We start from the raw sequence: 14,833 nt of genomic DNA on the forward strand, positions 1-14,833 counted from the left end.
TCGGTTTCACTTTTACTATTGTATCAGCGCCTTTATGTAATTGACAAGGATTAAGTGATAGCTTATTGATATAACGGGAATTTATAAGACTTTCCAATTTGTATTTTTGTAGCAGATGTACTTTTGTTTAATTGTTTAAAGTCGTCAATGACTTTTTCTATGGAAGGAATTTTTTTCTTGTTAATTTGTTCTGTAATAGAAAGAACTGTCTCACCAGTTTTTACTTCAATTGTTTTATAAGATACATCCGTTTCTTTTTCTGTTTTGTTCGCTTTATTTTGTTGACTGTCTGTGTTTTCTTTTTTAATTGTTTGAGCAGCAGTTGTTTTTTTATATGAACTTAACATCGGTAAAGTACCGATTTTTATATCGTAATAAAATATATAACCGAGAACAAGCACGAATAGGAATATACCTAATCTCTTCATATTCTTCACTCCTTTGCTAGGAATATATGCTTGTCCAAAAAAAAAATGCCTATTTAGGCATTTTTTATTTTTCTTTCGGTTTGGGTACCTCTTTAATCGTTAAGTATAGAACGATTAAAACAACAGCGATATAAATGAACGTTGCTCCAGGTACGACGATTTTGAATAAATCCATAATCATGAAGAAAATGGTTGGGATCGTGTAGCTGTATGCAGTTAGTGTCCAAACTTGTTTATAGGATAGTTTACGTTGACCGCTCATAGCAGAACCGATGAACGCAAGTAAAGTCACGCCTACAAAAGTTATGAATAATTGGAATAGGTACACTAAGAATCCAATAACAAATAATAAAATTGGATAAATATTATCGAATAAAGAAATAAATTCTTGTAGATCTTTTTTCTCAAGAGATGCACCTAACAAATCGTTATAAGAATACGTTTGTGTTTGACCATTTCCCATAGAGACTACTTTATCTTTTAAAACAAATAAACCGGTTTTATTTTGATATTTTTCTAGGTCTGTTGAATTTGGATCAAATACGAAAAGTGTATTTCCTTCTTCTTTTTCAATAGGTTGATCAATATCGGCTTTTAGTTCGCCATTTTCGATTTTAAAATCAGGTAAATCTTTATCGATGACTTGATTTACCATGCCAACACCATCCTGGATAAAACTACCGTACAAAAAAGTTCTTGGAATAGTAGTAATTAAGCAAAGTAGCATAATATACAAAATGGTTTTACCGATTTTTTGAAAACGGAATAGCGCCATATCTTTAGGCGAGTATATGCTTTTTACGAATTGGGTAAATATGGACATAGATTCACTTCCTTTATGTATGTATAAAATCATTGTAACGTAGGAATCTAGAGAATCTCAAGATATATTATATTTACATATAGTGGAGATAACTAAATTTCTTTTATTAACTTTCTTCTTTTAAATAAGAAAAATACAATTGACACTTTTCTTTTCTATATGGTAAATTTATCTTACATTTCTTAAAGAGCATATCCGATAGGAATTCCTCTATTTGATATGTTGTTACATACATAATTGTGGACCCTTAGCTCAGCTGGTTAGAGCAGACGGCTCATAACCGTCCGGTCGTAGGTTCGAGTCCTACAGGGTCCATATCCATTTCGCATGTTTATTATGTTAGCAGGAAGCTTCCTTGTAGAAGGAAGCTTTTTTTACGGAATATATGAGCATTTTAATTGAAAAGAAGTGGGAATTTTGCTACTTTAATGATAGCAAGACAATGTGATTTATTTGTTTGCACCCTATGGCAATTAGGGTAGAATGAAGTTGTATGTCACTTAAGTGGCAATACATAAACTGGGAGGAATATAACAATGGCAAAACACGAATTACCAAATTTACCTTATGCGTATGATGCTTTAGAGCCTCACTTTGACAAAGAAACAATGAACATCCATCATACAAAACATCACAACACGTACATTACAAACTTAAACGCTGCTTTAGAAGGTCATGCAGAATTAGCTGACAAAAGCGTAGAAGAATTAGTTGCAAACTTAAACGAAGTACCAGAAGCAATCCGTACAGCAGTACGTAACAATGGTGGCGGACATGCTAACCATACATTCTTCTGGACAATCCTATCTCCAAACGGCGGAGGACAACCTGTAGGTGAACTTGCAACTGCAATTGAAGCAAAATTCGGTAGCTTCGATGCATTCAAAGAAGAATTCGCAAAAGCTGGCGCAACTCGCTTCGGTTCTGGTTGGGCTTGGTTAGTAGTAAACAATGGTGAGTTAGAAGTAACAAGCACTCCAAACCAAGATTCTCCTTTAACTGAAGGTAAAACTCCAGTTATCGGTTTAGATGTTTGGGAGCATGCTTACTACTTAAACTACCAAAACCGTCGTCCAGACTACATCGGCGCATTCTGGAACGTTGTAGATTGGAACGCTGCTGAAAAACGTTACCAAGAAGCAAAATAATCGTAATAAATATAGAAAAAGCTAGGGGAGAGCTCCTAGCTTTTTTCTATGCTTTCCTTTTACATAATTGGGCTTGTCTTTGGAAGACTAGAACATGAAGTAAAGGAGAGTTGTGTATGAAATGGAAACATATAATTGGTGACGTTGAAGTGAATCGGGATTTAGTGTTATTGCTCCTTATAGGAGGTTTATACACGCTCGCAATTTCTTTATCGAATACGTTTGTAAATATTTATTTATGGAAACAAACACAAAATTATGTGAATCTTGGCTTGTATAATTTAGCCAGCGTGGTATTACAGCCTCTCACATTTCTTGTAGGGGGAAAATTAGCGAAACGTATCGATCGCTCGATTTTATTACGAATAGGAGTAGGGACGCTCGCAATTTTTTTTATTGTTGTCTTAGTAGCAGGGAAAAGTGCTTCTCAGTATATTTTATTAATGGGGGCTCTTTTAGGAGTAGGATACGGTTTTTACTGGTTGGCTTTTAACTTATTGACATTTGAAATTACAGAACCAGAAACAAGAGATTTCTTTAATGGGTTTCTTGGACTTCTTACATCCTTCTCTGGAATGATTGGACCAATAGCAGCAGGATACACAATTTCACGTATGGAGAAATGGAGTGGCTATACTGTTATATTCTTTCTTTCATTAGTTCTATTTGCAATTGCTGTCGTCTTAAGCTTCTTTTTATCTAAAAGAGAATGTGAAGGGCGTTATGAAATCGTGCAAGTATTGAAAGAACGACGGATTGATAAAAATTGGGGAAAGATTACACGAGCTCATTTTTTCCAAGGATTGAGAGAAGGAACATTTATTTTTGTCATTTCAGTATATGTTTATTTAGCAACTAATAGTGAGTTTGCATTAGGGAAATACAGTTTAGTGAACTCTGCTGTATCCTTTGTATGTTATTACTTAGTTGCTCGTATGTTAAAGAAGGAGTGGCGAAAAAAAGCAATTTTACTTGGAGGCATTATTTTATATGCTGTCGTCTTTTTAGTTATTTTCAATGTTACATACACGAAATTACTTATTTATGCGGCATGTATTGCAATTGCATATCCTATTTTACTTGTTCCGTACGGATCAATGACATATGACGTAATTGGTAGAGCGAAAAATGCGAGAGAATGGCGTGTGGAATATGTCGTTGTTCGGGAGCTGTGGTTAAACGCCGGAAGAATCTGTTCCATTTTAAGTTTTTTATGTGCTGTACTATTCTTTCCACCTGAAAAAAGTTTACCTTACTTATTATGTATTTTAGGTGCTGGACATTTTCTTATTTATTTTGCAGTTAAAAATGTCAAATATGATGAGGGAAATGCGAGTAAAGCAAGTGTTGTAACGCAAGGGAACGCGCAAAACCAAACTGAACCAGAAGGTTAACTTCTCGTTTGTTTTATGCTAGAATAGAAAAAGATGTAAGACAGCAGTGAGGACACCTGTATGAAGGTGTCCCTTTCACATTACATAGCTGTTGGTAGAGGGGGTTTGTATGAGCAAGAAACAGAAGCAAAATAAGAAAAAGACCCACGTTCCTTTTCGGTTAAACGTGCTGTTTTTCTGCGTGTTTTTAATGTTCTCCGCGGTTATTGTAAGGCTCGGATATGTACAAATTGTTCGTGGTGAAGAATATAAGAATGAAGTGGAGAAGAAAGAAAACTCAACGATAAGTAATCCTGTACCGCGTGGGAAAATATTTGACCGTTATGGGCGAGCTGTAGTAGATAATGTAGCCATTCGTACTATTACATTTACAAAAATGAAAGGATCAACTGCAGAAGATCGCTTAGAAACAGCGAAAAAGCTAGCAGATTTGATTGAAGTACCGACAGATAAATTAACGGATCGCGATAAAAAGGATTATTGGCTTGCTATGCATAAAGAGGAAGCTAAAGAAAAAATTACGAATAAAGATCGTCAAGAGTTTAAAGATAAAAAAATTGATGATAAAGAATTAGACGAGCGTCAGCGAAGTCGTGTAACAGAAGAAGAGGTTAATCAATTATCCGCAAAAGATCTAGAAATACTAGCGATTAAGAGTAAGATGGATGGCGGATATGCAATGACACCTCAAGTTATTAAAAAGGATGCTACAGAAAAGGAATATTCGATTATTAGTGAAAACCTAGCAGCATTACCAGGTGTAGATACGAATGTTGATTGGGAGCGAAAATATACGTACGATGATTTATTCCGAAGTGTACTAGGTGGGGTGTCGACATCTGATGAAGGCTTACCGAGAGAAAGACTAGATTACTATCTTGTTCGTGATTATAATCGAAATGACCGAGTAGGAAAAAGTTATCTTGAACAACAGTATGAAGATAGTCTGCATGGTACGAAAGCAGAAGTTAGAAATGTTACAGATAAAAACGGTAATATTTTAGAAACGATTAATGTATCAAAAGGACAAAGCGGTAATGACTTGAACTTAACAATTGATATGGAATTACAAAAGCGCGTGGAAGATATTCTTGCGAAGAATTTAATGAGGTTTAAAGGAAGCGAACCTCTTTTAGATCGCGCATTCGTTGTAATGATGAACCCAAAAAATGGTGAAGTTTTATCTATGGCGGGGAAACAATTAGTTAACGAAGATGGCCAAACGAAAGTAAATGACTTTGCATTAGGTACCATGACAAGTTCTTATCCGATGGGATCAACTGTAAAAGGTGCAACAGTACTTACAGGATATCAAACTGGTGCGATTCAACCAGGGGCAGTACAATTGGATGAACCAATTAAATTAAAAGGTACACCTACGAAGTCGTCTTGGAAAACGATGGGATACATTAATGACCTGACAGCTTTAAAAATGTCTTCTAACGTTTATATGTTTAAAACAGCGATGAATATCGCCGGTGTTCAGTATGTGAGAGGTGGTACGTTAGATATACCTCAAAAAGCATTTGATACGATGCGTTATTATTTCGGACAGTTTGGACTTGGTGTAAAAACAGGAATTGATTTACCGAATGAATCTGCTGGTCAGATGGGTAGAAGTAGTCAACCAGGTTTCTTACTAGATTTATCAATTGGACAGTATGATACGTATACACCACTTCAATTAGCGCAATATATTTCGACGATTGCCAATGGCGGATATCGTATGCAACCACAAGTTGTAAAAGAAATTCGTCAACCGGCAGTGAAACCGGATGAAGTTGGGAAAGTTGTTCAATCTATGGAACCGAAAGTATTAAATCGTGTTGATATGCCAGAATCGCAAATTAAGCGTGTTCAAGAAGGATTTAGACAAGTTTATAATGATTCAGGTGGTACAGCTACAAAATACTTTACAGGTGCAAAATATAAAGCGGCAGGGAAGACAGGTACCGCGCAAACTGTGTATGGCGGAGATAAAGAGATTGGTAGAAAGGCAAACGGTGAACGTGTGGAAACATATAACTTAACATTAGTAGGTTATGCGCCACTTGAAGATCCAGAAGTAGCATTCTCTGTTGTCGTTCCGTGGGTACATGATGATAAGACTGGTATTAATGGATATATTGGTCGTGAAATTATGGACGCTTACTTTGATTTGAAAAACAAAGAAGTAAATGGTGAAGCTCCAAAAGATGATAAAGACAATAAAAATAAAGAGCAAGATGATGAATAAAAAAGTTGTAAAAAAGCACACTATCTGAAAAGATAGTGTGCTTTTTTTTATGGTTTATGCATATCGTGTAATAAATGTGGACAAGTATACAACATTGAAAAAAACGCGGCCGTATAAATGATATTTGTATATGTTGGGATAGGGGATAAATATTTTATAGGGAAATCATCAGAGGAAATGAATAGCTACTACTGAATTAAAATTGTACCGTATGTTGATTTATGTGGAACTTTACAAAACTTTTACAAACAATTAAAACCGAATTAATAGTTTAGCAGTATTCTTATATCTGTAATCCTGTTATTTCCGGTTACTTCTAGGAGGAAGAACACGTGAAATGGATGCGTACACCGATTAAAGTTTTCGTATTATCAATATGGTTCCTCTGTTTTGAAATGTCTACTGCATTTGCTTTAAATGATACGGGAGAAGTGAGAGTTGATGGATCCTCAACGGTTTTTCCTATTATAGAAGCAGTAGCGGAGGAATATACAAAGGTGCATCCAGACGTGAAAATTTCCATCAGTATTTCTGGAACTGGGGGAGGATTTAATCGTTTCAGTAAAGGAGAAGTAGATATAAATAATGCTTCGAGAGTAATGAAACAAGTCGAGAAAAATGAAATGAAGAAAAACTCTATTCAGTTCACATCTTTTGAGGTTGCTAACGACGGTCTTACGATTGTTGTGAATCGCCATAATACATGGGTAGACGATATGTCAGTAGACGAGTTACGACTACTTTGGAGTGAAGATGGAAGAGAGAAGCGATGGTCACAAATTCATTCAACATGGCCACGTGAACAAGTGAAGTTTTATGCACCAGGCGTAGACTCTGGTACGTATGATTATTTTCAAAATGTCATCTTACAAAATCATCGCATTGTAAAAAAAGTCTCTTTGTCTGAAGATGATCAAGTTATTATGCAAGGGGTAATGAATGATAAACATGCCATTGCTTTTGTAGGATATGCTTATTATATGGCTAATCGAGATAAGGTGAAAGCAATAAAAGTAAATGGTGTATTTCCGACGAAAGAGACCATTCAATCAGGTAAGTATAAGCCGTTATCTAGGCCGCTACTTACTTATGTGAATAATGCATCTATCCGAAATAAAATGAATGTAGCAAACTATGTTGAGTTTATGATTCAGCATGTTGGTAACCTCGCTGAAGAGGTCGGGTATGTAAAATTAAGAAAAGAAAAATACAATGAACAGCTGCGTATGTTAACAGAAATAAAAAGGTAATGTCAGGGTGGAAAGGGGTTTTCATCTTTGGCTCATAATGACAAAAGTCAAATTACATTTTCTGTACAACATTTGATTGAAAGAAATACAAAACAAAGAAAAAAAACGCAGCGAATCAATCGAATAGTGCCTTTATTACTAAAAATAATTGCTAGCGTTTCTATTGTGACGACACTTGGCATTGTTTTTACGCTCTCTAATGAAACAATCATGTTTTTTCAAAAAATATCATTATACTCCTTTTTGATGGAGAAAGAATGGTTACCATTTTTTGAAGACCCTAAATTCGGTATATTACCACTTATATGTGGAACGTTCCTTGTAACAGCAATTGCTATGTTTGTAGCAATTCCTATCGGTTTAGCGTGTGCCGTATTTTTAAGCGAATATGCTTCAAATAGTGCACGGAAAATATTAAAGCCGATGTTAGAGCTATTAGCAGGTATCCCGACAATTGTATATGGTTTTTTTGCATTAACAGTTATTACACCGCTTTTACAAAGGATTATACCAGATTTACAGTTTTTTAACGCGATTAGTCCAGGAATCGTTATCGGATTTATGATGATGCCTACAATTGCATCTCTATCTGAAGATGCGATGAGAGCTGTGGCGAAAGGGACGAAAGAAGCTTCATTAGCACTCGGAGCGACGCGGTTTGAAATGGTAAAACAAGTGGTGTTTCCGTCCGCTTTTACAGGGATTATGGCAGCAATTATATTAGCAGCTTCTCGTGCGATTGGTGAAACGATGATTGTTGTAATTGCAGCAGGATCCACACCAAATGTATCGCTTGATCCGACACATTCTATTCAAACGTTAACAGCCTATATTGTGCAAGTAAGTTTAGGTGATGCTCCGCATGGAACGATTACGTATTACAGCATGTATGCTGTAGGCGCAACGTTATTTTTGTTTACCTTTATTATGAACATCATTTCGCAGTCAATTATGCGCCGTTTTAGGAGGATGACATAATATGCGAATGTTGAATCATAAAAAAATACAAAAAAATATGGCATCACGCTTTTTAAAAGATCGAATTTACAAATTGTTATTTTATATAGCAATTTTATTTTCAATCGTAATTTTGTTTTTGTTACTGTTTCAAATTGTTGAAAAAGGTATAAGTTATCTTTCAATAGATTTCTTTACAAATTTCGCTTCACGTAATCCGAAAGAAGCTGGTATTGCTGCAGCTTTGTCAGGGACAATATTATTTATGAGTATTGTTATACCTGTTTCTTTTATATTTGGAGTTGGAACAGCACTTTATTTAGAGCAATATGCGAAGGAATCTCTATTTAAAAAAATAATAGAGATTAATAATCAAACGTTAGCAGGAGTACCATCCGTTGTATTTGGATTGCTTGGTTTAACTATTTTTGTATATGCTCTTCATTTAGGAGAGAGTATAGTTGCAGCAGCATTGACGATGAGTCTACTCGTTTTACCAACAGTTGTTGTGGCGAGTCAAGAAGCAATTCGATCAGTACCAAGTGTTTTATTAGAGGGTTCTTACGGATTAGGTGCTACGAAGTGGCAAACGATGTATCAAATTGTATTGCCATATGCTTTCCCAGGGATTATAACGGGCTGTACGTTAGCGATATCAAGAGCAATTGGAGAGGCTGCACCACTATTAGTTATTGGGGCACTTGCGTTTGCAAATTATGTTCCATTTAGTATGTTTGATAGATTTACAGTTCTACCAATTCAAATTTTTAATTGGATGAGTAGGCCACAAGAAGAATTTCAGTATGTAGCAGCAGCTGGGATGATTGTTTTGTTAGGTTTGTTGCTATTTATCAATATATTTGTTTTATGGTTACGAAATCGAAAATAAGTTGGAAGTGGATGAAAGGGGAATTCAAATGGTAGCAACAGTAGTAAATGTACAGGTGAAAAACGAAGAGAAAATCGAGACTGCGCCAAAGAAGGTAGTATTTGATACGAAAAACTTAAATTTATGGTACGGGGAAGACCATGCTTTAAAAGATATTAATTTAAGTATTCATGAGAATGAAGTTACAGCCATTATCGGTCCAAGTGGCTGTGGTAAATCAACTTACTTAAAAACATTAAATCGCATGGTAGAGTTAGTACCGATCGTTCGAACTACAGGTGTAATTGAGTATAGAGAACGCAATATATTTGATAAATCATATCCAGTTGAAGAATTAAGAACGCATGTAGGAATGGTGTTCCAAAAGCCAAATCCATTTCCAAAATCTATTTATGAGAATGTAACATACGGTCCAAAAATCCATGGTATTCGTGACAAAAAGACATTAGATGAAATTGTTGAAAAAAGTTTACGTGGAGCAGCGATTTGGGATGAGTTAAAAGATCGTTTGCACGATAATGCATACGGTTTATCTGGTGGACAGCAACAGCGTCTATGCATCGCACGCTGCTTAGCTATTGAGCCAGACGTTATTTTAATGGATGAGCCAACATCGGCATTAGACCCAATTTCAACATTGAAAGTAGAAGAATTAATTCAAGAGCTAAAGAGAGATTTTAGTATTGTTATCGTAACGCATAATATGCAACAAGCAGCGCGTATTTCAGACAAAACAGCTTTCTTCTTAAGCGGGGAAGTTGTGGAGTATACAGATACAAACAAATTATTTACGACTCCTTCAGATAAGCGTACAGAAGATTATATTACAGGTCGCTTTGGTTGATATCGTTTCAAAGCTAAGAGCAAATGCCCTCTTAAGAGAGGGCATTTCTTATTTTATTTTACTGTTAATAAAGAAGTAATACTTCTCCTTATCTTAAGGTTTATTACAAGCGTAAGAGGCTATGTAGGAGATTTACCCCGCTATTTGCGGGCAGTAAGACCCCCACCTTAAAATTTAGCGAAAGCAAAGAAGTTAGGGAGGGGATCTTGCTGCCTATCAAATCCCGATTGATGAGGGTTGATTAAAGTTTCACTTTTATATAATGGCACATAATATTGAGGGGGAAGAAAAATGGTAAGAGAACAGTTTCAAGGTGATTTAAAAGCGTTACAGCAAAAGGTGATTGAGCTTGGAGAATTAGCAAATGCGGCTTTATTGATTGCTATGGAAGGTCTGCATACAAGGGATGTAGAGAAAGCGTTAGAGGTCATTGATGGTGATTACCGCATGGATAATTTAGAAGAGGAAATAAACGATCTTGCGCTTATGCTCATTACGAAGCAGCAACCTGTAGCAAGTGACTTAAGAAGGATTTTTATTTCAATTAAAACAGCGACAGATTTAGAGCGCATTGCAGATCATGCTGTTAATATTGCAAAGGCTACAATTCGTGTTGGGGAAAAAGAAGTGGCTGTTAGTTTGCACAACCTAGATGAAATGTTTGCGGTTGCAAATGAGATGTTGCATTTAGCGTTAGAAGCATATGAACAAGAAAATTTAACTTTTGCGAAACAAATTGCTGAAATGGATGATTCCGTTGATGAAATATATGGAAAAGCAATTCGTGAGTTTATATCTTCAGTTCCGGAACAACCAGAAGCAATTACGCAAATTACACAATTATCATTTGTCGCGAGATATATTGAGCGTGTAGCAGATCATATTACAAATATTGCCGAAAATGTCTTTTATTTAGTAAAAGGAAAGCATTATTTATTGAATGAGTAGGAAAAAAAGCAGGTGATGAGAAATCACCTGCTTTTTTTAGTCAAAACATGACAAAAAAAGCTCGTTGTTTCCTTTAGTTTATGATGATAAGATGTATCATAATGTAATGGAAAAATTAGTATATATGTTTGTCGTTAATAAGTATTATTTACCAATTTATAGTAAGCGCTTTCTTGTTGTTTGAAATGTACGTTTTTATAGGTTAGAAATTTAATTATATAGTCTTCTAAATGAGGATGTGTTTAACTAATCAAGTTTATGCTGCTAGTTCATGTGGGATAGGGAATATACATATGGTATATGGAGTTACTGAACATTATATAAGTGGAGGCTGAAGTATATGAAGGGGGTTATTTTAGCTGGAGGAAAAGGAAGGCGCCTTAGACCATTAACATGTAATACTCCAAAGCCGATGTTACCATTATTAGAAAAACCAGTTTTAGAATATAATATTGAGTTATTACGCCAGCATGGTATTCGTGAAATTGCAATTACTGTTCAATATATGAGTACGACCATTAAGCAATATTTTGGTGACGGTAGTAAATGGGGAGTTAACTTGTATTATTTTGAAGACTCTCCTCCGCTTGGTACAGCAGGGAGTATTAAACAAGCAGAACAATTTTTAGATGAAACATTTGTTGTGATAAGCGGGGATGCATTAACTGACTTTCAATTATCAGAAGGAATTAGGTTTCATGAACAAAAGAAAAGAATGGTAACAATGTTTGTGAAAGAAGTAGAAAATCCACTCTCATTTGGATTGGTTGTAATGAATAAAGACCAGGAGGTTACACGATATATAGAAAAGCCGGGCTGGAATGAGGTAGTATCTAATGTTGTGAATACAGGCATATATATTATGGAGCCAGAAATCTTTTCTTACATACCGCCTAGGCAATTTTTTGATTTCAGTCATGATGTGTTTCCGTTATTGGCAAAAAAAAATGTGTTATTCGCATATTTGTCAGAAGGTTATTGGTTAGATATCGGCACATTTAATCAATATCGACAAGCACAATTTGATTTGTTAACGAAAAAGTTACAAGTACCTATTCCTTATACAGAAGTATTACCGATGGTATGGATGGGAGAAGGGGTGACGATTGGTAAAGGGACGAAAATTCATGGCCCCTCTTTTATTGGAGAAGGAGCAAAGATTGGTACAGGAGCTGTAATTGAGCCATATTCTATTATTGGGAAAAATAGTATCGTTTCAAATTATTCTCATCTTCAAAAAAGTATTGTTTTTGCAAATACCCACATTGGGAAGTATTGTGAACTATTAGAAACGACAATAGGAGAGCGTACAATAGTTGAAGATGATGTTACACTGTTTCAAAAAAGTGTTGTAGCGGATCACTGTCACATCGGAAGAAGTACGGTAATTAAGCAAAAAGGAAAACTATGGCCTTATAAGGCGATTGATAGTCATTCGATAGTAGGAGCGGCTGGTATTCAAGAAAGTGAAATGAGTGCAGGGTGGTTACAAAAAAGCCGCATTGTAGGAAGAGGGAATGTTGAAATTACTCCGCAGTTTATCGTGAAGATTGCGATGGCGTATGGTTCTCTTTTTAAAAAAGGAGAAAGTATATTAATTGGAAGTCAAGAAAATATAGAAACAACCTCTTATAAAAATTTATTTTTACATGCTATTCATGGTATAGGGATTCATACGATGGAATGTAAAGAAATGAACGAGTCACTTTTTCAATATAGTGTTCACCAGTTGCAATGTGCAGGTGGTGTTTTCATTCAAGTGGAGAATGAGAATGAGATTGTTATAAAGTTATACGGTCAAGCTGGCATGCCGTTAACGTATAAGCAGCAAAAAGAGATAGAACAAGTATATATGTCCGAATTGTTTTATTACGTGCATGAGAAAGAAATGGGGCGTAATAAGCTCGTTCATGTTTCTATGAATGAGTATATAGAAGTTATATTGGAGCATATTGATATCGAGAAAATACAGATGCAGAAGTTTCATCTTCTTATTAATAAGAGAAATGATACGTTGCAACATTTACTCATGCTCTTTCTGCAAAGACTTGGTTGTACAGTTACATGGATTTATGCAAGCGAACAAAAAGATCATGTGAAAGCTTTGATGAAATCAAGTAAAGCGAATATGGCTCTTATGTTTTCTGAGCAAGGAAATCATTTCGAGTTATACGATAAACATAGTAATATTTACCAAGGTACAGATTTGGAAGAGGTAGATATTCCAGATTTCTTACTCGAATCGACAAGAAATATTTACCCAATGTCTTTGAAGTTAGGAGAATGTTATCTTCTATTTTATACGCAGGATGAAAGAAAGTCGTTTCAAGTAAGGTGGAAGCGAGATATTTTATATCGGATTGGAAAATTATTCGAGCTAATAGCATTGCAAGGAAAAACGTTTCTCAGCATAGTAGAGCAATCACCTCCGCTCTATTTACTTTATGATGAAGTGGTATGTTCATGGAATGAAAAAGGGGAAATTATGAGGAAATTATTGGATGATATAGAAAGGAAGGGAGAAGGTATATTTGAAGGAGTACAGTTCAAATATACTGAAAAAGAGTGGTCTTATATCGTTTCTGACACAAAACAACCAAAATTTTTGGTGTATTCACATGCTAGAAACCCAGTAATAGCAAGGGAAAATATGAAAAATCTTATAGAAAAAATTAGACAATATCAAAAGGTGTAGAATTTTTATTTTAAAAGTGGTATTATAGTATAGTCTGATTTAAGTTATTAGTACTGGAGGGAAATAAGAATGCGTGTGAATATTACTCTAGCATGTACAGAATGCGGAGATCGTAACTATATCTCAAAGAAAAATAAACGTAACAACGCTGAGCGTATCGAGCTTAAAAAGTATTGCAAGCGTGACAAGAAGTCTACGTTACACCGTGAAACAAAGTAAGCAGTAGGAATATTTTCCTACTGTTTCTTTTTTTATTCGATTCCTATGTTAAAAGTGATACACTATCAGCATAGAGTAAAGTGTCACTGTAAGGGGGAGAATGTGTGAAAGCAGAGAAAGTACGTTTACGTAAACAAATAATAGAACACATGAATTCTTTATCAGAAGAACAGTATACAACTTTATCAGAACAGATTGCATTTTCGTTGTATGCGCAAAAAGAGTGGGTTGAAGCTAAAACAATTGGAATTACTCTTTCAATGGAAAATGAAGTGAATACATATCCTATTATCGAAAAAGCTTGGGAAGAAGGAAAGAAAGTTGTAGTTCCTAAGTGTAATAAAGGAACTAGAACGATGTCCTTCCGGCAAATTAATAATTTTGATCAATTAGAAACGGTGTATATGAATTTACGTGAACCGATTCCCGGGCTTACGGAAGAAGTGAATATGGATGAAATTGATCTTCAAATTGTCCCAGGCGTAGCTTATACAGAACGAGGAGAGCGAATTGGGTACGGCGGTGGCTATTATGATCGTTATCTCGTGCATTATAAAGGGAAAACGCTGTCATTAGCGTATGATTTTCAAATGGTAAAACACATTCCAGTAGAGCCATTTGATAAAAACATAGAAAAAATTATTACAGAAAAAGGAACACTGCTTATAAATAAGCTTGTATAGACAAATAAAAATTGACGAGACTTTTTCTTCTTGATTATAATAAAATATGTGAACGTTTTCTTATTATAATTTTTTATAGTAAGTGAGCATAGAGGGTGATGAAATGGTATCTATTTATGATATTCAGCAATTGCTAAAGAAATTTGGTACGATTATTTATACGGGAGATCGAATTGCAGATTTACAATTAATGCAAGATGAATTGCGTGAATTAAATCAATCACAGCTAATCGATCCACAAGACTATCAAACAGCTTTATTTTTATTGAAGCAAGAAATTCAAAAAGAGCTAAATAAGAATTAGATAAAGGTAGGTAAG

At 35.1% G+C, this 14,833-nt stretch carries 14 protein-coding genes and 1 tRNA gene; 13 read left to right on the top strand and 2 right to left on the bottom strand.

Annotated elements, in window-relative coordinates; translation table 11 throughout:
* Window positions 1-62: 62 nt before the first annotated feature.
* Complete coding sequence (yqfZ, locus tag ACTFO4_RS03015) at window positions 63-428, bottom strand: protein YqfZ (RefSeq protein ID WP_000825414.1); 366 nt, start codon at window positions 426-428, stop codon at window positions 63-65.
* Window positions 429-492: 64 nt separating this feature from the next.
* Window positions 493-1,251, bottom strand: a complete 759-nt coding sequence (yqgB, locus tag ACTFO4_RS03020) for a protein YqgB (protein WP_000021898.1) — start codon at window positions 1,249-1,251, stop codon at window positions 493-495.
* Between the two features lie 241 nt (window positions 1,252-1,492).
* Here yqgB and ACTFO4_RS03025 point away from each other — a divergent pair.
* The 13 genes from ACTFO4_RS03025 to ACTFO4_RS03085 all read left to right on the top strand — a co-directional run bounded on the left by ACTFO4_RS03025 (window position 1,493) and on the right by ACTFO4_RS03085 (window position 14,818).
* Window positions 1,493-1,566: transfer RNA gene (locus tag ACTFO4_RS03025), tRNA-Ile, on the top strand.
* A gap of 221 nt (window positions 1,567-1,787) precedes the next feature.
* Window positions 1,788-2,399: a superoxide dismutase [Mn] gene (gene sodA / locus ACTFO4_RS03030; RefSeq protein ID WP_001052031.1), complete on the top strand. Its 612-nt coding sequence runs from the start codon at window positions 1,788-1,790 to the stop codon at window positions 2,397-2,399.
* Window positions 2,400-2,515: 116 nt separating this feature from the next.
* Window positions 2,516-3,793, top strand: coding sequence for an MFS transporter (locus tag ACTFO4_RS03035; RefSeq protein WP_000871384.1), 1,278 nt, complete (start codon window positions 2,516-2,518; stop codon window positions 3,791-3,793).
* 109 nt (window positions 3,794-3,902) lie between these two features.
* Entirely contained in the window at window positions 3,903-6,029 is a 2,127-nt protein-coding gene (locus tag ACTFO4_RS03040; protein WP_017673544.1) for a peptidoglycan D,D-transpeptidase FtsI family protein, read from the top strand.
* A 332-nt stretch (window positions 6,030-6,361) separates the two neighbouring features.
* Window positions 6,362-7,279: a PstS family phosphate ABC transporter substrate-binding protein gene (locus ACTFO4_RS03045; RefSeq protein WP_000871831.1), complete on the top strand. Its 918-nt coding sequence runs from the start codon at window positions 6,362-6,364 to the stop codon at window positions 7,277-7,279.
* Window positions 7,280-7,306: 27 nt separating this feature from the next.
* A complete protein-coding gene (gene pstC, locus ACTFO4_RS03050) occupies window positions 7,307-8,257 on the top strand; it encodes a phosphate ABC transporter permease subunit PstC (protein WP_098771409.1) in 951 nt (316 codons plus the stop codon).
* A gap of 1 nt (window position 8,258) precedes the next feature.
* Window positions 8,259-9,125: a phosphate ABC transporter permease PstA gene (gene pstA, locus ACTFO4_RS03055; protein WP_001242557.1), complete on the top strand. Its 867-nt coding sequence runs from the start codon at window positions 8,259-8,261 to the stop codon at window positions 9,123-9,125.
* Between the two features lie 28 nt (window positions 9,126-9,153).
* Window positions 9,154-9,969: a phosphate ABC transporter ATP-binding protein gene (gene pstB, locus ACTFO4_RS03060; RefSeq protein ID WP_000226687.1), complete on the top strand. Its 816-nt coding sequence runs from the start codon at window positions 9,154-9,156 to the stop codon at window positions 9,967-9,969.
* A 291-nt stretch (window positions 9,970-10,260) separates the two neighbouring features.
* Window positions 10,261-10,917 carry a phosphate signaling complex protein PhoU gene (phoU, locus tag ACTFO4_RS03065; RefSeq protein ID WP_440013161.1) on the top strand — a complete coding sequence of 219 codons (657 nt, stop codon included), beginning with the start codon at window positions 10,261-10,263 and terminating at the stop codon, window positions 10,915-10,917.
* Window positions 10,918-11,257: 340 nt separating this feature from the next.
* The gene (locus ACTFO4_RS03070; protein ID WP_438882088.1) at window positions 11,258-13,612 is read left to right on the top strand and encodes a sugar phosphate nucleotidyltransferase; all 2,355 of its coding nucleotides are present in this window, start codon (window positions 11,258-11,260) and stop codon (window positions 13,610-13,612) included.
* Between the two features lie 69 nt (window positions 13,613-13,681).
* Window positions 13,682-13,831: a 50S ribosomal protein L33 gene (gene rpmG, locus ACTFO4_RS03075; protein WP_001265616.1), complete on the top strand. Its 150-nt coding sequence runs from the start codon at window positions 13,682-13,684 to the stop codon at window positions 13,829-13,831.
* 104 nt (window positions 13,832-13,935) lie between these two features.
* Window positions 13,936-14,514, top strand: a complete 579-nt coding sequence (locus ACTFO4_RS03080; protein WP_000642750.1) for a 5-formyltetrahydrofolate cyclo-ligase — start codon at window positions 13,936-13,938, stop codon at window positions 14,512-14,514.
* A 103-nt stretch (window positions 14,515-14,617) separates the two neighbouring features.
* Entirely contained in the window at window positions 14,618-14,818 is a 201-nt protein-coding gene (locus ACTFO4_RS03085; protein ID WP_000253699.1) for a YqgQ family protein, read from the top strand.
* The last annotated feature ends 15 nt before the right edge of the window (window positions 14,819-14,833 follow it).

The sequence above is a fragment of the Bacillus cereus group sp. MYBKT14-1 genome (assembly GCF_051915185.1).
GTDB lineage: Bacteria > Bacillota > Bacilli > Bacillales > Bacillaceae_G > Bacillus_A > Bacillus_A cereus.